Annotated in this window: 18 protein-coding genes and 1 riboswitch; of the genes, 7 read left to right on the top strand and 11 right to left on the bottom strand. The window is 69.4% G+C overall.

From position 1 onward, the window contains the following. Positions 1-12: 12 nt before the first annotated feature. Both QSK17_RS07650 and QSK17_RS07645 read left to right on the top strand, forming a co-directional pair. Complete coding sequence (locus QSK17_RS07650) at positions 13-1677, top strand: DNA repair helicase XPB (protein WP_285703786.1); 1665 nt, start codon at positions 13-15, stop codon at positions 1675-1677. A 605-nt stretch (positions 1678-2282) separates the two neighbouring features. Further along, positions 2283-4304, top strand: coding sequence for a HelD family protein (locus QSK17_RS07645; RefSeq protein WP_285703784.1), 2022 nt, complete (start codon positions 2283-2285; stop codon positions 4302-4304). Between the two features lie 118 nt (positions 4305-4422). Here the strand turns inward: QSK17_RS07645 and QSK17_RS07640 are convergent, their stop codons facing one another. Further along, entirely contained in the window at positions 4423-4632 is a 210-nt protein-coding gene (locus tag QSK17_RS07640) for a hypothetical protein (protein ID WP_285703782.1), read from the bottom strand. A 29-nt stretch (positions 4633-4661) separates the two neighbouring features. Here QSK17_RS07640 and QSK17_RS07635 point away from each other — a divergent pair, with 29 nt between their 5' ends. After that, complete coding sequence (locus tag QSK17_RS07635; RefSeq protein WP_285703780.1) at positions 4662-5603, top strand: DUF4190 domain-containing protein; 942 nt, start codon at positions 4662-4664, stop codon at positions 5601-5603. 81 nt (positions 5604-5684) lie between these two features. Here QSK17_RS07635 and groL read toward each other — a convergent pair whose 3' ends face one another. From groL to QSK17_RS07610, 5 genes are all read right to left on the bottom strand, one after another. After that, positions 5685-7310 carry a chaperonin GroEL gene (gene groL / locus QSK17_RS07630; RefSeq protein ID WP_285703778.1) on the bottom strand — a complete coding sequence of 542 codons (1626 nt, stop codon included), beginning with the start codon at positions 7308-7310 and terminating at the stop codon, positions 5685-5687. A gap of 403 nt (positions 7311-7713) precedes the next feature. After that, entirely contained in the window at positions 7714-7917 is a 204-nt protein-coding gene (locus tag QSK17_RS07625; RefSeq protein ID WP_285703776.1) for a cold-shock protein, read from the bottom strand. A gap of 362 nt (positions 7918-8279) precedes the next feature. After that, positions 8280-8555: a MoaD/ThiS family protein gene (locus QSK17_RS07620; RefSeq protein WP_285703774.1), complete on the bottom strand. Its 276-nt coding sequence runs from the start codon at positions 8553-8555 to the stop codon at positions 8280-8282. A gap of 38 nt (positions 8556-8593) precedes the next feature. Then, positions 8594-9856, bottom strand: a complete 1263-nt coding sequence (gene thrC / locus QSK17_RS07615) for a threonine synthase (protein WP_285703773.1) — start codon at positions 9854-9856, stop codon at positions 8594-8596. A gap of 14 nt (positions 9857-9870) precedes the next feature. Next, a riboswitch (SAM riboswitch) is annotated at positions 9871-10017 on the bottom strand. Between the two features lie 146 nt (positions 10018-10163). Beyond that, on the bottom strand, positions 10164-10715 hold the full coding sequence (locus QSK17_RS07610) for an RNA polymerase sigma factor (protein WP_285703771.1): 552 nt from the start codon (positions 10713-10715) through the stop codon (positions 10164-10166). 116 nt (positions 10716-10831) lie between these two features. On the opposite strand from QSK17_RS07610, the gene QSK17_RS07605 reads away from it, so the two are divergent. Then, positions 10832-12259 carry an alpha,alpha-trehalose-phosphate synthase (UDP-forming) gene (locus QSK17_RS07605; protein WP_285703768.1) on the top strand — a complete coding sequence of 476 codons (1428 nt, stop codon included), beginning with the start codon at positions 10832-10834 and terminating at the stop codon, positions 12257-12259. Between the two features lie 76 nt (positions 12260-12335). Further along, complete coding sequence (locus tag QSK17_RS07600) at positions 12336-13625, top strand: MFS transporter (RefSeq protein ID WP_285703766.1); 1290 nt, start codon at positions 12336-12338, stop codon at positions 13623-13625. On the opposite strand, the gene QSK17_RS07595 is transcribed toward QSK17_RS07600, so the two are convergent. From QSK17_RS07595 to QSK17_RS07585, 3 genes are all read right to left on the bottom strand, one after another. Further along, positions 13603-14208, bottom strand: a complete 606-nt coding sequence (locus QSK17_RS07595; RefSeq protein WP_285703764.1) for a hypothetical protein — start codon at positions 14206-14208, stop codon at positions 13603-13605. The two genes, QSK17_RS07600 and QSK17_RS07595, sit on opposite strands and share 23 nt — an antisense overlap. 144 nt (positions 14209-14352) lie before the next feature. After that, a complete protein-coding gene (gene otsB, locus QSK17_RS07590; RefSeq protein ID WP_285703762.1) occupies positions 14353-15189 on the bottom strand; it encodes a trehalose-phosphatase in 837 nt (278 codons plus the stop codon). Between the two features lie 37 nt (positions 15190-15226). Next, positions 15227-15535: a DUF3263 domain-containing protein gene (locus QSK17_RS07585; protein WP_285703761.1), complete on the bottom strand. Its 309-nt coding sequence runs from the start codon at positions 15533-15535 to the stop codon at positions 15227-15229. A 94-nt stretch (positions 15536-15629) separates the two neighbouring features. Here QSK17_RS07585 and QSK17_RS07580 point away from each other — a divergent pair, with 94 nt between their 5' ends. Next, positions 15630-16451 carry an SAM hydrolase/SAM-dependent halogenase family protein gene (locus QSK17_RS07580; protein WP_285703760.1) on the top strand — a complete coding sequence of 274 codons (822 nt, stop codon included), beginning with the start codon at positions 15630-15632 and terminating at the stop codon, positions 16449-16451. Positions 16452-16561: 110 nt separating this feature from the next. Beyond that, positions 16562-17605 carry a S8 family serine peptidase gene (locus QSK17_RS07575; RefSeq protein WP_285703759.1) on the top strand — a complete coding sequence of 348 codons (1044 nt, stop codon included), beginning with the start codon at positions 16562-16564 and terminating at the stop codon, positions 17603-17605. Positions 17606-17622: 17 nt separating this feature from the next. Here the strand turns inward: QSK17_RS07575 and QSK17_RS07570 are convergent, their stop codons facing one another. Both QSK17_RS07570 and QSK17_RS07565 read right to left on the bottom strand, forming a co-directional pair. Further along, positions 17623-18642, bottom strand: coding sequence for an ABC transporter ATP-binding protein (locus tag QSK17_RS07570; protein ID WP_285703758.1), 1020 nt, complete (start codon positions 18640-18642; stop codon positions 17623-17625). Further along, entirely contained in the window at positions 18626-19657 is a 1032-nt protein-coding gene (locus tag QSK17_RS07565; protein WP_285703757.1) for an ABC transporter ATP-binding protein, read from the bottom strand. The genes QSK17_RS07570 and QSK17_RS07565 overlap by 17 nt, the downstream gene beginning before the upstream one ends. Between the last annotated feature and the right edge of the window lie 9 nt (positions 19658-19666).

The following is a 19666-nucleotide window of genomic DNA, read 5'->3' as shown; positions in this document are numbered from 1 at the left end:
AGGGAGCAGGCATTGAATGACGGGCCGCTGATCGTTCAGTCGGACAAGACGCTGCTGCTCGAGGTCGATCACGAACGGGCCAACGCGTGCCGTAAGGCGATCGCGCCGTTCGCCGAGCTGGAGCGGGCCCCCGAGCACGTCCACACCTACCGGGTGACCCCGCTCGCGCTGTGGAACGCGCGCGCGGCCGGGCACGACGCCGAGCAGGTCGTGGACACGCTGATCGGCTTCAGCCGCTATCCGGTGCCGCACGCGCTCCTGGTGGACGTGGTCGAGACGATGGCCCGCTACGGGCGGCTCCGGCTGGAGAAGCACCCAAGCCACGGCCTGGTGCTGACCAGCACCGACCGGGCGGTCCTGGAGGAGGTGCTGCGCTCCAAGAAGGTCCAGCCCCTGACCGGCGAGCGGCTCGACGCCGAGACGGTCATCGTGCATCCCTCGGAGCGCGGCAACATCAAGCAGGTGCTTCTCAAGCTCGGCTGGCCGGCCGACGACCTCGCCGGCTACGTCGACGGCGAGCACCACGCCATCGCGCTCGCCGAGGACGGCTGGACGCTCCGGCCGTACCAGCAGGAGGCGGCGGACGCCTTCTGGCACGGCGGCTCCGGCGTCGTCGTGCTGCCCTGCGGCGCCGGCAAGACGATCGTCGGCGCGGCGGCGATGGCGCACGCCCAGGCGACCACGCTCATCCTGGTCACCAACACGGTCTCCGCGCACCAGTGGAAGCAGGAGCTGATCAAGCGGACGTCGCTGACCGCCGACGAGATCGGCGAGTACACCGGCACCAAGAAGGAGATCCGGCCGGTCACCATCGCGACGTACCAGGTCATGACGACCAAGCGCCAGGGCGTGTACCGCCACCTGGAGCTGTTCGACGCCCGCGACTGGGGCCTGGTCGTGTACGACGAGGTCCACCTGCTGCCCGCGCCGATCTTCCGGATGACGGCCGACCTCCAGGCCCGCCGCCGGATCGGGCTGACCGCCACGCTGGTCCGCGAGGACGGCCGCGAGGGCGACGTGTTCTCGCTGATCGGCCCCAAGCGGTACGACGCCCCCTGGAAGGAGATGGAGAACCAGGGCTGGATCGCCCCGGCCGACTGCGTCGAGGTCCGGGTGACGCTGAGCGACGAGGAGCGGCTCGCCTACGCGATGTCGGAGGCCGAGGAGCGCTACCGGTTCTGCGCCACGACCCCGTCCAAGAACCGGGTCGCCGAGGCCCTCGTACGGCGGCACGCGGGCGAGCAGGTCCTCGTCATCGGGCAGTACATCGACCAGCTCGACGAGCTGGGCGAGCACCTGGACGCGCCGGTGATCAAGGGCGAGACGCGGGTCCGCGAGCGCGAGCGCCTGTTCCAGGCGTTCCGCGACAAGGAGATCCAGGTGCTCGTGGTGTCGAAGGTCGCCAACTTCTCCATCGACCTGCCCGAGGCGTCCGTCGCCATCCAGGTGTCCGGCACGTTCGGGTCGCGGCAGGAGGAGGCGCAGCGGCTCGGCCGCGTGCTCCGGCCGAAGGCCGACGGCGGCGGCGCCCGGTTCTACTCCGTGGTCAGCCGCGACACCGTCGACCAGGACTTCGCCGCCCACCGGCAGCGCTTCCTCGCAGAACAGGGATACTCGTACCAGATCATCGACGCCGATGAGGTCCTGGCCGAGGGTGAGGAGGACCCGGCGAGGTGATCTTCGCCGGGTGTTTCCTCAGCACGGGACGGCTGCCGCCGTCCCGTGCGTCCATGACCTGGGGTCAGGCAAGACCTGCAGATAAGACCTGCAGACAAGACCTGGGGAATTTCTGACAAATGCCGCCCGTAGCGAGGATCGGCCAGATGGATGCCGCGCAAGGCGGAGGAGGAGGTCGGAGCGGAGCCTCCGGCCGACTCCGACAACGAAGCGAGGCGCCATCTGGGCGACCGCAGTAGGCCAAAAAGATCCACGAAACACGACCTAGGTCCAGGAAATTCCGTCGGTTCGAGACAATCGCATCACCCCCTCGTACGCCAGCCGAGTACCCATCACGATCGGTCGCGGCATACCCCATCGTTAGGGCAAATCACGTAATCTGCGCGGATTTTTCAGCATTGAAGCCATGCCGATTTGTTCTATTTCGCACAGTGTTGGGGTGACTACCGGGAGGTCATGACGAACCCGGTCGACGGCCCCCGACACGACGCCCGGCGGAATGGGAAACCGGTTGGGGAGCGCATTCCCGCACGAGTAGACTTCTGCGTTTCGCTACCCGCCGTGACCACGCGGCGAACCACCACCGACCCGCGAGGAGTCTTCGCATGCCCGGACACCAGCTGGCCCCCGACATACCCGCGCCGGATGACGTGCTCGAAGCGGAGCGCGCCCATCTGGCCACCTCCCGCGCCGCGCTGAAGGACATGCGGGACCACGCGGCGTCCCTCTCCGCCGACGCGGCGGGCGACTGGGTCTCCCAGCAGGTGCTGCAGGGGCTGCTCAACCAGCGGGTCGCCGCGCTCGCCGACCACCCCGACACCCCGCTCTTCTTCGGCCGACTCAACAGGTCGGCGGACGACGACCTCCCGGACACGATCTACGTCGGCCGCAGGCACGTCCACGACGACAACAGCCGCGCCCTCGTGCTCGACTGGCGGGCGCCGGTCTCCCGCGCGTTCTACCAGGCCAGCCCGGCCGATCCGATGGGCGTGGCGCTACGCCGCCGCTTCGGCTACCAGGGCGGCTCGCTCACCGCGTACGAGGACGAGCCCCTCGACGGCCGCGAACTCGGACAGAGCAGGCTGCTCACCGAGGAGATCGAACGCCCCCGCACCGGCCCCATGCGCGACATCGTCGCCACCATCCAGCCCGACCAGGACGAGATCGTCCGTTCCGACCTCGGTGTGACCGTCTGCGTGCAGGGCGCGCCCGGCACCGGGAAGACCGCCGTCGGTCTGCACCGGGCGGCCTACCTGCTGTTCACGCACCGGGAGCGGCTGTCCAGGTCCGGCGTGATGATCGTCGGCCCGAACCGCGCCTTCCTCTCCTACATCTCCTCCGTGCTGCCCGCACTGGGCGAGGTGAAGGTCGACCAGTCGACCGTGACGGGTGTCCTCGGCGACCACGACCATCCCGAGGACCCGTCGGTGGCCGCGGTCAAGGGCGACGCGCGGATGGCCGCGGTGCTCAAGCGCGCCCTCTGGCTGCACGTCGCCAAACCCGAGGAGGGCGTGCTCTTCACCAAGGGCGTCAACCGCTACCGCGTGGCCGACTACGAGGTCCGCGAGATCGTCGCCTCGCTGCGGGGCACGACCCGCTACGGCCCGGGCCGTACGGCTCTCGCCCAGCGGCTGGCCAACGCCGTGCTCGTCCAGATGGAGCGCCGCGGTGAGTCACCGGACGACCGGGTCCAGGACGCCGTGGCCAGATCCCGGCCGGTGAAGCAGGTTCTGGACGCGGTGTGGCCGAAGCTCGTACCCGAACAGATCCTGTTCCGGCTGCTGTCCGACGCGGAGTTCCTCACCCGGGCCGCCAAAACCGACTTGTCACCCGACGAGCAGGAAATCCTGATCTGGCGGAAGCCGTACCGGTCGTACAAGTCGGCGCGATGGACGGCGGCGGACGCGGCCCTCCTCGACGAGCTGGGTGACCTCGTCGAACGCACGGCCTCTCACGGGCACATGGTGGTCGACGAGGCCCAGGACCTCTCCGCCATGCAGCTGCGCGCCCTCGGGCGGCGCTGCCGCAACGGCTCGGCGACCATCCTCGGCGACATCGCCCAGGGCACCACCCCCTGGTCCGCCCGCTCGTGGAAGGACGTGCTCGATCACCTGGGCCAGCCGTCAGGCGAGATCACCGAGCTGACGCTGGGCTTCCGCGTGCCGCGCGAGATCCTCGACTACGCCGCCCGGCTGCTCCCCTCCGTGGCCCCCGAGCTCGCCGTCCCGCGCTCACTCCGCCCCGGCGCCGGCTCCCTGTCCGTACGGCCGGCATCCGACGTGGTCACGGAGATCGTCCAGGCCGTGCGACCGGCGCTCGCGCAACCCGGCTCCATCGGCGTGATCGTGGCGGACGCCGGCGTTGCCGAGGTGGCGGCGGCCCTGGCGGAGGACGGCGTCGAGCACGGGGTCCTGGGGCCCGACTCGACCGGCGACCATCGCCTGCTGGTCATCCCGGCGAGCCTCGCGAAGGGCCTGGAGTACGACCACGTGGTCGTCGCGGAGCCCGCCGACATCGTCGCGGCGGAGGAACGCGGCCTCGCCCGGCTCTACGTGGTCCTCACCCGGGCCGTCACCTCGCTGACCGTCGTCCACGGGAAGGACCTCCCCGCCGAACTGGCCGGATAGCCCCCGTACGGATGACCGAAAAGCCCCCCGAACCCACGTTCGGGGGGCTTGTTTCGTCCACGAAACACGACCTAACCGCGCCAGCTCCCGATTCGGCGAGATGAGGGGAGCGGTTCGCTCAGTCGCGGACCGTGTAGCCGCCCTTGTCGAGGCGCAGCATCGGCGCCGTGCCCATGCACTTCGGCACCTCCTGATCGAAGCCGAGGACGGCCCAGCTCCAGCCGATCCGGTCACCCGAAGCCGGTGCTGAACCGGGCGTGAGACTCGGCGCGTGGCGCAGGTCGCAGCGCGGCTTGACCGCCCGCCTGACATGTACGACTTGCCGCAAATAAGGACCACAAGCCACTATGTGGTCGCGTGAACGAATTTCCCCCAGGTTCGCCCACTGCCTCGGGTTCCGCCTATCCTCCGCCTCCGGACTCGGGTCTCCCATATCCGCCAAGCTCGGGAGGATCCGGTTACGGGCCGACCCCCAATCCGTACGGCCCGCCGTCCCCGGACCCCAACAGCCCGTACGGCGCGTACAACCCGGACCCCAACAGCCCATACGGCACGTACAACCCGGACCCCAACAGCCCATACGGCACGTACAACCCGGACCCCAACGGCCCGTACGGCGCGTACGGCCCGAACCCCAATGGCCCGTACGGTCCGGGCTCCTATCCACCCCAGCCCTATCCGCCCTATGAGGCTCGTCCGCGGAGCACCAACAGCTTCGCCGTGGTGTCGCTCGTCTTCGGAATCCTCGGCGGCCTGCTGTTCTCCGTCATCTTCGGAATCGTCGCGCTGGCCCAGATCAGGAAGCGGGGCGACAAGGGCCGCGGCCTCGCCATAGCGGGGCTCATCCTCTCCGGCGTGTGGGTGCTGGTGATCGTCGCCGCCATCGCCATCACCTCCTTGAGCTCGGCGAAGCGGGACGGCTCCGGCGCGATCACGGAAAGCGGCTCCCTGAGCGTCATGGATCTACGGATCGGCGACTGCCTCAACGGTGTCGCCGACGGCAAGGTGTCGTACACCATCAGCGCCAAGTCGTGCTCGGAGCCGCACGACGCCGAAGTGATCACCAAGTTCGACCTGTCCATCGGTGCGTGGCCCGGCAGGGACGCCGTGAGCGACAAGGCCACGTCCGGGTGCGAGAAGCGGCTTGCGCGCATGCTGTCCGACAGCCCGATGGTCGACCGGCTCTCCGGTTTCATCCTCTACCCGCCCGACGCCGCGTCGTGGAGGAAAGACCGGTCCGTCAAGTGCCTGGTGGTCGACGCGAACGGCGGCAAGCTGACCGAAAAGGTCAAGCGGTAACGCCGACTCCGCGGATCACCCCGACAGAGAAGGGCGGCTCCCCCCGCGAGGGGAACCGCCCTTCTCTGTTGACGAGCAGACTCAGAAGTCCATGTCGCCGCCGCCGGGCATGGCGGGAGCGGCCGGGGTCTTCTCGGGCTTCTCGGCGATGACGGCCTCGGTGGTGAGGAACAGGGCCGCGATGGAGGCGGCGTTCTGCAGCGCGGAGCGCGTCACCTTGGCCGGGTCGATGATGCCCGACTCGAACATGTTGACGTACTCGCCGGAGGCGGCGTTGAGGCCCTCACCCGGGGTGAGGTTGCGCACCTTCTCCACCACGACGCCGCCCTCAAGGCCGGCGTTGACGGCGATCTGCTTCAGCGGCTCCTCGAGCGCCTTGCGAACGATCGCGGCACCTGTGGCCTCGTCGCCGTTGAGCTCGAGCTTGTCGAACGCCTTGGCGCCGGCCTGCAGCAGGGCCACGCCACCACCGGGGACGATGCCCTCCTCGACGGCCGCCTTCGCGTTGCGGACGGCGTCCTCGATGCGGTGCTTGCGCTCCTTGAGCTCGACCTCGGTCGCCGCGCCGGCCTTGATGACGGCGACGCCGCCGGCCAGCTTGGCGAGACGCTCCTGGAGCTTCTCGCGGTCGTAGTCGGAGTCGGTGTTGTCGATCTCGGCGCGGATCTGGTTCACCCGGCCGGCGATCTGCTCGGCGTCACCGGCGCCGTCCACGATCGTGGTCTCGTCCTTGGTGATGACCACCTTGCGGGCCTTGCCCAGCAGGTCGAGGGTGGCGTTCTCGAGCTTGAGACCGACCTCCTCGCTGATGACCTGGCCACCGGTGAGGATGGCGATGTCGCCCAGCATGGCCTTGCGGCGGTCACCGAAGCCGGGAGCCTTGACGGCCACGGACTTGAACAGGCCGCGGATCTTGTTCACGACCAGGGTGGCCAGGGCCTCGCCCTCGACGTCCTCGGCGATGATGACCAGCGGCTTGCCCGCCTGCACGACCTTGTCGAGCAGCGGCAGCATGTCCTTGTTGGCCGAGACCTTGGAGTTGACGATGAGGATGTAGGGGTCCTCGAAGACCGCCTCCATGCGCTCCGGGTCGGTGACGAAGTAACCCGAGATGTAGCCCTTGTCGAAGCGCATACCCTCGGTGAGCTCGAGCTCGAGGCCGAAGGCGTTGCTCTCCTCGACGGTGATGACGCCTTCCTTGCCGACCTTGTCCATGGCCTCGGCGATCATCTCACCGATCTGGGCGTCGCCGGCGGAGATGGTGGCCGTGGAGGCGATCTGCTCCTTGGTCTCCACGTCCTTGGCCAGCTTGGAGAGCTCCTCGCTGACGCGCTCGACGGCGGCCTCGATGCCCTTCTTCAGGGACATCGGGTTGGCGCCGGCGGCGACGTTGCGCAGGCCCTCGCGCACCAGAGCCTGGGCGAGCACGGTGGCGGTGGTGGTGCCGTCACCCGCGACGTCGTCGGTCTTCTTGGCGACTTCCTTGACGAGCTCGGCCCCGATCTTCTCCCACGGGTCCTCGAGCTCGATCTCCTTGGCGATGGAGACACCGTCGTTGGTGATCGTGGGGGCGCCCCACTTCTTCTCCAGGACGACGTTGCGGCCCTTGGGGCCGAGAGTCACCTTCACGGCGTCAGCGAGCTGGTTCATACCGCGCTCGAGACCGCGCCGGGCGTCCTCGTCAAACGCGATCATTTTGGCTGCCATAAGGCTAGACCTCCCAGTTGCAGGGTGGCTTGCGAGGACCGAGCCGACGCCCGCGACGGCATCGGGCCCGCATTCCCTTCGCAGACCCCATCGCCTCGATCCCGGTGTTGCTGTCACTCTCGACATCAGAGTGCCAACGAACTGTTTAGCACTCTACCCAGGCGAGTGCAAGCCGCAACGGGTCTGAGCTGGCAGCATCGCTCTTTTCGCACGTCCCGCATCATGGATCTACCCCGGCTGTACCGCAGGCCGCACACCAGGCCGCACACCAGATCGCGCATCAGGTCGCACGCCGGACAGCGCGCTGGAGAGCGCGCTCCCGCAAGGCGAAGGCCCGGCTCGCCCCACGCGAACCGGGCCTGCGGCGGCGCTCCGCCGAAGCACCGCCAAACGCCGCCTCAGATCAGACGACGGCCCGCACACCTTCCGCCTGCGGCCCCTTCTGACCCTGCGTGACGTCGAACTCCACCCGTTGCCCCTGCTCCAGGGCCTTGTAACCGTCCATCATGATTGCCGAGTAATGGACGAACACGTCCTTACCACCGTCTACCGCGATGAAGCCATAGCCCTTGTCCGCGTTGAACCACTTGACGGTGCCCTGCGCCACTTTCCGACTCCTCTTGCTGGGCTGAAGATCACGCCCATTCCCGCGCGATCCGTAACAGCTGGTCTCAATGCAGACGCCCGAGACCAGTGCTGACCGCCGACACCGAAGAGGCCCCCGGTTACGTCGATCGTTCTCGACCATACCCGTGTCAAGCCATAGGGCAACAGAGTCAATCCCCAAACTACTTCTTGGCGTTCGCTCAAAGCGGGATCAGGACAATATGCGGTTAACGATTAGCTAGTTGAGAATTGCACCATTCGCCGCGATGGCCACATAAAGGGTCATTAGCCAGAACCGCACGTCAAGCTGCAAACACCCACGCGCCCGGCATGGGCGCGTGGGTGCCGAGGGGGCGGGACGGGTCAGCCGCCGGCCACGGCGGGGATCACCGAGATCTGGACGCCCTCGGGAGTCGCGGTGTCCAGCCCCTCGGCGAATCGGACATCCTCTTCTCCGACATAGACGTTGACGAAACGCCGAATCTTGCCCGTTTCATCGAGGATCCGGGCGCCGATTCCGGGATAGTCGGCGTCGAGCTTCTGCAGGACCTCGCGCAGCGTTCCGCCCTCACCGGAGACCTCTGCGACTCCCCCCGTGTATGTGCGAAGAATCGTCGGAATCCGCACAGAAACGCTCATTTTTCGCTCACTTTCGTTGCTTCGTAGGTAAAACGCGGTCAGTTGGCGAAAGCCGTACGGAATGCCGCGAGGGAGGGGCGGATGACCGCGGCGGGCCGGGCCTCGGCCGCGACGGCGTCCAGGGTCTTCAGGCCGTCGCCGGTGTTGAGCAAGACGGTCTCCGCCTCGGGGTCGAGCGTGCCGCTCTCGGTGAGCTTGCGCAGCACCCCGACGGTCACCCCGCCCGCCGTCTCGGCGAAGATGCCCTCGGTGCGGGCCAGCAGCCGGATCGCGTCGACGACCTCGCGGTCGTTCACGTCCTCGACCCCGCCGCCGGTACGCCGCGCGATGTCCAGCACGTACGGCCCGTCGGCCGGGTTGCCGATCGCCAGCGACTTGGCGATCGTGTCCGGCTTGACCGGCTGGACCACGTCGTGCCCGGCCTTGTACGCGGTGGAGACCGGCGAGCAGCCCTCGGCCTGCGCGCCGAAGACGCGGTAGGGCTTGTCCTCGACGAGCCCCAGCTTGATCAGCTCACGGAAGCCCTTGTCGATCTTCGTGAGCTGGGATCCGGAGGCCACCGGGATGACGATCTGGTCGGGGATCCGCCAGCCGAGCTGCTCGGCGATCTCGTAGGCCAGCGTCTTGGAGCCCTCCGCGTAGTACGGGCGGAGGTTGACGTTGACGAAGCCCCACTTCTCGCCCAGCTCGTCGCCGATGAGCTCGGAGCAGAAGCGGTTGACCTCGTCGTAGGTGCCCTCGATGGCGACCAGGCGGCCGCCGTACACCGAGGCCATGGTGATCTTGGCCGCTTCGAGGTCGGAGGGGATGAACACGCACGAGTCGAGCCCCGCGCGGGCGGCGGCCGCGCCGACGGCTCCGGCGAGGTTGCCCGTGGAGGAGCAGGACAGCGTGTGGAAGCCGAAGTTCCGCGCGGCCTCCAGGGCGATCGCCACCACGCGGTCCTTGAAGGAGTGGGTGGGGTTGCCCGAGTCGTCCTTGATGTACAGCGAGCGGAGGCCCAGCTCTGTCGCAAGGGTGTCGGCCTTGACCAGCTTGGTCCAGCCCGGCTGCAGGTTGGGGCGGGTCTCGACGTTTCCTGGGACGGGGAGGAGCTTGCTGTATCGCCAGATGTTGGTCGGTCCGGCCGCGATCTCCTCGCGGGTCACCGGGCCGAAGTCGTACGCCACCTCGAGCGGCCCGAAACACTCGGCACACGCGAAGATCGGGCCGAGGTCGTAGCGGGTGCCGCACTCACGACAGGACAGAGCGGAGGCGGGGCCGAAGTCGAGAGAGGTGTTTGCAGTGCTTGCGAGCGCCATGAAGCGAGGCCTTCCCCTCATCTTCGCTCGTGGCCACCCTGGTCACGAGCCGGAATTGGCACCTGTCCCGGCCGGCCTCGTGCGTCACGAGCACGGGCACGGGCACCGGGGAGGTTGCCGGGGCTTCGCAGGGCCGGTCCCTCCACCCCTCTGGATGAGCAATATTCAGTTGTGCCCTGTCGGGCGTGCCGCAGGGCATGTCCCGAAGATCATCTCGGGACACTTCCTAGCACTGTACCTTGCCGTCCCCGGTGTCCGATCCGACGTCTCAATATTCGAGACGGAATCGCATTATCAAGTAAGACGATCAGCCGTATGCCTCGCCCAGGGCCGTCTGCACATATTTGCGCGCCTGGTGGATGCGCGACTTGGCGGTGCCGAGCGGGATGCGGAGCTGTTCGGCGACCTCGGCGTAGTCGAGCTGGCAGATGTCGCGCAGCACCAGCGCCTGGGCGAGGTCGGGCTTCTCCGCTTCCAGCGCCTCCATCGCGTCCAGCAGGTCGAGCCGCGATCCGGCGATCACGCTGACCCGGCGCGGGTCGGGGCGCTGCTCCGGCAGCTCCTCCGCCTGCTCGGACGCGCGGCGCTTCAGCGACCGGTATGTGGTGCGGGCGCAGTTCGCGGTCACGATGTGCAACCAGGTGCTGAACTTGGCCCGGCCCTCGAACCTGCCGATGTTGCGAGCGACCGCGAGCAGGGTGTCCTGCGACGCCTCCTCGGCGTCCTGACGGTAGGGCAGCAGCCGCTCGCAGTGCCGCAGCACGTCGGGCTCGATCCTGCGCAGCAGCTCACCGAGCGAGCGGTGATCGCCCTGGGCGGCCGATCGGGCCAGTTCCTCGGTCGTCTCGTCCAGTGCCATCTCTGTTCTCATCCCGCCTCGCCGGGGCACCCGCGGTTCCCTGACATCCTATTGGCGACGGTCAGGATTTATTACTCTTCCGAAATACGCGCCCTCACAGTAACGGGAGCCGGGCCATGAGCAGCGACGTGCTGATCGCCTCCAACCGGGGGCCGGTCTCGTTCAGCCTGTCCGACGACGGCACGCTCACCATGCGGCGCGGCGGCGGTGGTCTCGTGTCCGGGCTGTCCGAGGCGTTGAAGGGCTCGGACCTGCTCTGGGTCTGCGCGGCGCTCTCCGACGGCGACCGTGGCGCCGTACGGCTCGCGCCGGGCGGGCGGCTGGACCAGGCGGGGCACGACGCGGGGCGGCTGCGGATGCTCGACATCCCCCCGGCGACCTTCCACCGGGCCTACAACGCGGTCGCGAACTCGACCCTGTGGTTCGTCAACCACCTGCTCTACAACACCCCGACCGCGCCGCGATTCGACGCGCGCTTCCGTCGTGAGTGGGCGTCCTACCAGGAGTACAACGGCGCGTTCGCGCTCGCGCTCGCCGAGGAGGCCGCACATGGCGCCAAGGTGATGATCCAGGACTACCACCTCACCCTGGCTCCGGCCATGCTGCGGGCCGTGCGGCCGGACGTGCGGATCTCGCACTTCTCGCACACGCCCTGGGCCCCGCCCGAGTACTTCTCGCTCCTGCCCGACGACGTCGCCGCCGAGGTGCTGTCGGGCATCCTCGGCGCCGATCACGCCGGGTTCCTCACGTACCGCTGGGCCGACGCGTTCATGGACTGCTGCGCGGCCATCCTGGGCGCGCGGGTCGACCGGGCCGCCCGTACGGTCACCCACAGGGGCAGGACCACCCGCGTCGGCGTGCACGGGCTCGGGGTGGACGGCGACGCGCTGCGGGCCAGGGCGTCCGAGCCGGACGTCGAGGCACGCATCACCGCGCTCAAGCAGCAGGTGGGCGACCGGCGGTTGATCGTCCGCGTCGACCGGACCGAACTGTCCAAGAACATCGTCCGCGGTCTGATGGCCTATCGCGAGTTCCTGGCGGAGCACCCCGAGTGGCACGGCAAGGTGGTCCACCTCGCCTTCGCCTACCCCTCGCGACACGACCTGCCCGAATACCGCGAGTACACCGCCGCGGTGCAGCGGTGCGCCAAGGAGATCGAGGACACCTACGCCACCGAGGAGTGGGACCCGCTCATCCTCAGCGTGTACGACGACTACCCCCGGTCCCTCGCGGCGTACCGGCTGGCCGACGTGCTGCTGGTCAACCCGATCCGGGACGGCATGAACCTCGTCGCCAAGGAGGGCCCGATCCTGTCGTCCCGGTGCGCCCTCGTGCTCTCCCGCGAGGCGGGCGCCGCCGCCGAGCTGGGGGCGGACGCGCTGCTGGTCAACCCCTTCGATATCTCGGGAACGGCGGCCGCCCTGCACGAGGCGCTGGTCATGCCCGAGGACGAGCGGGCGGAGCGGTGCGCGCGACTGCGCATCGCGGCCGCCGCTCTCCCTCCACGGCAATGGCTCGCGGAGCAGATCGCCGCTCTGTCCTGACTATCCGCTGCTGTCCGCCGGTGATCGCGGGTGATACGGTCCCCCTGCGTTCGGCATGAAAGCAGGGGGACAGGGCGTGACCACCGCCGTGGCGACGAGGCTCGCCAGAGACCGGCCCACATGGCTGATCTACCTCCAACTCGCCACCTTCGCGACGTACCTCTACGGACTGGCCGCGGCGTTACCCACGCTCAGGGCCGAACTCGGCGTCTCCCAGGCCGCCGCCGGGCTGCACGGCACCGCCATGGCGCTCGGCGGCATCGTCGCCGGGCTGACTCTGTCCGCGATGACGAAGCGGTTCGGGCGGCGGGCCGTCACCTGGGCCGGGCTCGCGGGCATGAACATCGGCATGATCATCGTGGCACTCGGCCACGTGCTCCCCGTGACGCTGCTGGGCTACCTCGTGGCCGGCGGCTCGGCCTCGCTGGCTCTCTACGTCACCATGGCGACGCTCAGCGACCATCACGGGCTGGCCGGACCCGCCGCGATCAGCGAGGCCAACGCCGTCGGCGTCACGGCCGGCATCGCCGTCTCGTACGTGTTCAGCATGGCTGCCGGGTCCGCGTTGGGGTGGCGCTCCGCGCTCTACATCCCGGTCGTCGCGACCGTGCTGCTCGCGCTGACCATGGGCCGGGTCTGGGTGCCCGCTCCCCCGCCGGTGACGGCCCCGCTCTCGGAGCCGGTCTCAGAGCCGGTCTCAGAGCCGGTCTCAGGGCCGATCTCAGAGCCGGTCTCAGAGCCGATCTCAGAGCCGGTCTCAGAGCCGATCTCAGAGCCGGTCTCAGGGCCGCGAGCGCGGGCCGGAGCACCGCGCACGTCGTACGGCTGGCGGTTCCACCTCGCGGGCGCGGTGCTGCTGTGCTGCGTGGCCCTGGAGTTCACCTTCAACCTGTGGGCCGCCGAGCTGTTCTCCCAGCGGACCGGCCTCACGGCGGCCGAGGCGGCCACCGGGCTGACCGCCATGCTGGCCGGGGTCGCCACCGGCCGGTTCGGGGGCGCCCGCCTCGCGTTGCGCTACCCGTCGTGGGCGGTGCTGCTGGGTGCCCTCGCCGTGACCCTGGCGGGATGGGCGATCTTCTGGACGAGCGCGGCGGCGCCCCTGGGCTACGCCGGGCTGGCGCTCAGCGGCCTCGGCATCTCGGTCCACTTCCCGCTGGCCCTGTTCAGGGTCATCGACGCGTCGGGCGGCCGCCCGGACAAGGCGTCCGGGGTCGCGTCGATCTGGGCCGGCGTCGGCTCCGGCGGAGGGCCGTTCGTCCTCGGCGCCCTGGGCGACGGGTTCGGCACCCACAAGGCATTCCTGCTCGTCCCCGCGCTGATCCTCCTGGCCTGCGGGGGGATCCTCAGTTCCAGGTCGCGTTCTTGAGGATCGCCGGCAGGCCGGGGGTGTTCCACTGGTCGATGACCAGGATCTTCGACTTCGGCAGGAACCACTCGCGCTGCGTGAAGTGGCCCGTGACCTTGTGCGTCTTCGGAGAGACACACTCGGCGGACCAGGCGCGGTAGTACGCCTTGTGCCCGGGGCCGACCTGGCGCAGGCCCTTGCCCGCGAGAGTCATCGGGCCGAGCCACAGCTTCTTGTCGTAGACGCAGGGGCCGACGTCGCTGGCCGGATAGAAGGGGCCGTCGGGCGTGTAGGGGTCGAAGTGCTCGTGACCGACCTTGATCGCGGCCGGGCCCATCACCCAGAAACTATGGCATCCGGAGTCCCGGAAGCCGAACGACCTAGTGCCCGCGGTGGGGCACGACCCCGTCACCACGCGGGTCCAGTCCTTGGCGACCTTGTAGACCTTCCAGGAGCTGGGGATGCTCAGCGTGAGGCCCTTGCGGAGCGCGAGGGTCTTGGTTCCGTAATCCGCGCCGGAAGCGAACGCGGCAGGGGACACGGCGGCGGAGACCGCGAGCGCGGCGAGACCGGCGAACGCGGTGGCGATCGTCTTTTTGACCATGACCGAATCGTAAGCTTGCCCGATTGCAACTGGCTTAGCGTTGATTTGCGGCTCTTTGGTAGCCCGCCGGCAACCTCGGCCAGGAGGTTGACGGACCCCTGCCGGAAGCCCTGAGAACGTTCGCAGGCGCCCACTGACCGCAGATCACACCGCCCTGTCCGGCGAGATCAACCGGACGAGTGACCCGAGAAACCGGACGACGCCCTCGGGGCCGTCCACGACAGCGTCGGCGTGCTCGACCAGCCGGGTGACCTCGGCCGAGCCGCTGCACACCCGTACCCCCGGCAGGCCGCAGGTCGCCACCGCGTCGAAAGCCGCGATGTCGCCGAGGTCGTCCCCGAAGAACATGACGGACCGAGCCGACCGCTCGGTGAGGAACGCGCGCAGGGCCTGCCCCTTGTCCATGCCGGGCGGCCGCAGCTCCAGGACCAGCCGTCCCGGCTCGACGATCAGCCCGGAGGCCGCGGCCAGCTTCGCCACCGGCTCATTGAGCGCGAGCAGCGCTCCCTCGGGGTCGGCCGCCGTCCGGGTGTGCACGGCCACCGCCCGGCCCTTGTCCTCGATCAGGACGCCGTCGAAGGCCCGCGTGATGGAGGGCAGCTCGGCGCGTACGCGGTCGAGACCGGGCGGCGGAGGCGGCGCGGTGACGTCCCCGCCCTCCCACCGCTCCATGCCGTAGTGGCCGAGGACGACCAGCCCCGGCACGTCGGCGAGGGACGGGCCGTCGGACGCCTCACCGAGGGCGAGCGCCTGGAGGGCCGGGCGGCCGGTCACGATGACGACCGAGCGCACCAGCTCGCCGAGCCGTACGAGCACGGCGGGGGCGTCGGGGTGGATCCGGGCGGACGCGGGGTCGGACACGATGGGCGACAGCGTTCCGTCGTAGTCGAGGCCGATCACCGCCCCGGAGGGATCATCCCGCACCGCCGCCAGTCCGGCGCGTCCCGCCTCGGTCCTGATCAGCGCCTCGACGGGCGTCATCTGGTCTCCCATAGCGGGCTACATACCCCCAAAACAGTCACGAGTGCGGACCAAAACGGCGCCCGGCACGATCACGCCGGCGCGTGGCCCTCATCCGTCGCAGGCGCTTGACCAGCATCGGGTCGTGCTCCATGGCCTCGACCCGGTCGATCAGCTCCCCGAGGATCTGGTAGTAACGGGTCGCGGAGATGTCGAAGGTCTCCCTGATGGCTTGTTCCTTGGCTCCCGCGTAGCGCCACCACTGACGCTCGAACGCGAGCACCTGGCGATCGCGATCCGAGAGTGCCTGAGGCCGGGGGGCGTTCTCGGGAGCGGGACCTTCGCCGCCTGCCGGCGCAGTATCCATGCTCTCCTCCTCAGCGGGCTTGTCGCCCGCCCACATGGTAGTAGTGGAACGCCGGGGTGTTCAGAGCGGAAAGCCGGACGTAATGTCACCAGGTGTGACCTCAGTTATCACGCTCCTCACCGACTACGGGCTGGAAGACGGGTTCGTCGCCGCGTGCCACGGAGTGATCATCGGAATAGCGCCGGAGGCCCGGATCATCGACGTCGCGCACCTCGTGCCCGAGGGGGACGTACGACGCGGCGCGGCGATCCTGGCGCAGACCCTGCCCTACCTGCCTCCGGGGGTGCACGTCGCGGTCATCGATCCCGCCATGGGGGGCAACCGCCGCCTGGTCGCCGTCGAGGCGGGCGGACGGGTGTTCCTCGGCCCGGACAACGGTGTGCTGTCCTGGGCGCTCCACGCCGCGGGCGGTGCCGAGGCGGCCTACGAGATCGCCAACGAGGACCTGTTCCTGAAGCCGGTCTCGCCGACCTTTCCCGGACGGGACATCTTCGCGCCGGTGGCGGCGCACCTCTGCGCCGGGCGCCGGCCGGGCGACGTGGGCCCGCGGATCGACGTCCTCGGCCTGGTCTCGCTGCCCGCCCCCACGTCCCGGGTGCGGGACGGCGCGGTCGAGGGCGAGGTGCTCTCGGTGGACCGCCACGGCAACGTCCAGCTCTCCATCACCGGCGCGGACCTGGCCGTCCTGGGCGTGCACCCGGGAGACACCCTGGGTGTGTGGCTCGGCAGGCGGCAACTCGCCGTGCCGTACCGGGAGACGTTCGCGGCGGTGCCGCCCGGCGACCTGGTCGTTTTCACGGACTCCGCCGGGCTCATCGCGCTCGCGGTGAACTCCGGAGACGCCTCCGAGCGGCTCGGGCTCCCTCCCGGCGCCCACGTACGGCTGTCGCTCCAATCACAGAAGGGGCAGCCGTAACATAACGGACAGCAAGGGGTCGTTCACCGAAACATCAACTCGGGTCAACGGTCCCGTGAAAGAATTGGCCCTCCCTGGCCCGCCGTCCCGGGGAGGAGGCTCGTCGCGGCATGAGGTCGGCGCTGCTCTTCTGCGTCGTACCGCTCCTGCTCGCCGCCTGCCTGCTCACCGGCGCGACGGCCGGCCCCTCTGGGGACGTGGGCGCGACGATGCGCGCGCGCCAGTGGCCGCTGCAGGCCATGGAGGTCAGGGAGGCGTGGCGGATCACCCGCGGCTCCGGAGTCACCGTCGCCGTGCTCGACACGGGCGTGGACGACCGGCACCCTGACCTCAAGGGAGCGATCGTCCGGGGCCCGGATCTCACCGGAACCGCGACGGGGAGGAAGCGGGGATCCTGCGGCGCGGGGCCGGACGCGGTCCGGCAGACGCCGCACGTGTCCTCCGGCGAGCACGGCACCGCGATGGCCGCCCTGATCGCGGGACGCGGGCACGGCCCGAGCGACACGCACGGCATCCTCGGCGTGGCCCCCGAGGTACGGATCCTCTCGATCAAGGTCACTCTGGACGACGATGCGCCGCGGACCGGCGGCACGCGCGACGTCTGCCACGACGCGGTCGCCCGCGGCATCAGGTACGCCGTGGACCACGGCGCGCAGGTGATCAGCATGTCGCTCGGCGGCGGCAGGGGCTCCTATCGGGGATCGGCCGTCGAGGAGAGGGCCGTGCGCTACGCCCTGTCCCACCAGGTCGTGCTGATCGCGTCCTCCGGCAACGACGGCGCGGGAGCGAACCAGAGAAACTTCCCCGCCGCCTATCCGGGCGTGATCGCGGTGGGCGCGGTGGACCGCGCGGGGCGTCCCGCCTCGTTCTCCAACCGTCAGGACTACCTGTCCCTCGTCGCCCCGGGCACGGAAATCGTCAGCGCGCAGGGACGCGGCTCCTACGTGATGGCTGACGGGACGAGCTCGGCCGCCGCCCTCGTCGCGGGTGTCGCCGCGCTGATCCGCTCCCGCTACCCCGACCTGTCGGCCCAGCAGGTGCGCCGGGCGCTCCAGCGGGGCGCGGTCGAACGCCCGCGCGGCGGGCACGACGACGTGTACGGCGCCGGAATGGCGAACGCCCGGCGCGCCCTTGAGGCGGCCGGGCGTTTGTGACCCGTCGACCGGTGGCGTCAGTTCACGTGAACGACGTCCTCGGACTCGGCGAAGTGGCAGGCGCTCGGGTGGTCGCCCGCGTTCGCGCGGATCTCCAGCAGCGGCTCCTGCTCGGCGCAGATGTCCTGCGCCTTCCAGCAGCGCGTACGGAACCGGCAGCCCGACGGCGGGTTCGCCGGCGAGGGCGGGTCACCCTGCAGGATGATCCGCTCACGCTGCTCGCGCCCCTCGGGGTCGGGCACCGGGACGGCCGAGAGCAGCGCCTGGGTGTACGGGTGGCTCGGCTGGTCGTAGATCTCGGTGTCCTTGCCCAGCTCGACCATCTTGCCCAGGTACATCACGCCGACGCGGTCGGAGATGTGGCGCACCACCGACAGGTCGTGGGCGATGAAGATGTACGCGAGGTTGAACTCCTTCTGGAGCCCGTCCAGCAGGTTCATCACCTGGGCCTGGATCGACACGTCGAGCGCGGAGACCGGCTCGTCGCAGATGATGATCTCAGGCTGGAGCGCGAGCCCCCGGGCGATGCCGATGCGCTGGCGCTGGCCGCCGGAGAACTGGTGCGGGTACCGGTTGATGTGGTCGGGGTTGAGGCCCACGACCTCCAGCAGTTCCTGCACCCGCTTGCGGCGGTCGCCCTTCGGCACGACCTCCGAGTGGATCTCGAACGGCTCGCCGACGATGTCGCCGACGGTCATCCGCGGGTTCAGCGAGGTGTACGGGTCCTGCATCACCATCTGGATGTTGCGCCGCATGTGCTTGAGCTCGGACCCCCGGGCGGCGGCGATGTCCTTGCCCTGGACGAGGACCTTGCCCGAGGTGGGCCGTTCGAGCGCCATGAGGAGCTTGGCCAGGGTGGACTTGCCACAGCCCGACTCCCCCACGATGCCCAGCGTCTCGCCGCGATGGAGGTCGAAGGAGATGCCGTCGACCGCCTTGATCGCGCCGATCTGCCGCTTGTAGAGGATGCCCTGGGTCAGCGGGAAGTGCTTGACCAGGTCGCGGACTTCGAGCACGACCTCACTGGGCGTCGCCATCGAGAACCTCCCTCCAGAAGTGGCAGGCGCTGCTGCGCGTGCCGCTGATCGTGTGCAGCGGGGGAACCTCGCTCACGCACTTCTCCTGCTTGTACGGGCAGCGGGGGTGGAACGCGCAGCCCGTCGGCATCTGGAGCAGGTTGGGCGGCATGCCCTTGATCGCGTACAGCTCCTGGCCCTTGAGGTCGACCCGGGGGATCGACTCCAGCAGGCCCTTGGTGTACGGGTGCGTGGGGTTCCGGTAGAGCTCGTGGACCGGCGCGTTCTCCACGATCCGCCCGCCGTACATGACGGCGATCTTGTCCGCGACGTCGGCGACCACGCCGAGGTCGTGGGTGATCAGGATCAGCCCCATGTTGCTGTCCCGCTGGAGCTCCGCCAGCAGCTCCATGATCTGGGCCTGCACCGTCACGTCGAGCGCGGTGGTCGGCTCGTCGGCGATCAGGACCTCGGGGTCCAGCGCGATCGACATCGCGATCATGATGCGCTGGCGCATACCGCCGGAGAACTGGTGCGGGAAGTCGTTCACCCGGTCCTTGGCGGCGGGGATGCGCACGCGGTCCATGAGCTCGATCGCCTTCTTCTTGGCGTCGGCCCGGGACATGCCCCGGTGGATGCGGAACATCTCGGCGATCTGCCAGCCCACCGGGAACACCGGGTTCAGCGCCGACAGCGCGTCCTGGAAGATCATGGCGATGCCCTCGCCGCGGATCTTCCTGCGCTCGTCCTCGGGCAGCTTCAGCAGGTCGACCCCGCGGAAGCGGATCGCCCCGCCGGCGATCTTGCCGGGCGGGATGTCGAGGATGCCCATGATCGTCTGGGCGGTGACGCTCTTGCCGGAGCCCGACTCGCCGAGCACGGCGAGCGTCTCCCCCGCGTCCACGCTGTAGGTGACGCCGTTCACCGCCTTGGCCACGCCGGTCCGGGTGTGGAATTCGACGTGGAGGTTCTCCACCTCCAGCAGAGCTCCACTGCCCGTGCCGCTGCCCGCGGACTCGGGAAGCACTTCGATCATTGCTCGTGC

Origin of the sequence: Microtetraspora sp. NBRC 16547, from assembly GCF_030268965.1 — a bacterium.
In the GTDB taxonomy this organism is placed as follows: domain Bacteria; phylum Actinomycetota; class Actinomycetes; order Streptosporangiales; family Streptosporangiaceae; genus Microtetraspora.
The sequence above is the reverse complement of the archived record's forward strand: the minus strand, read 5'-3'. Positions and strand labels throughout refer to the sequence as shown.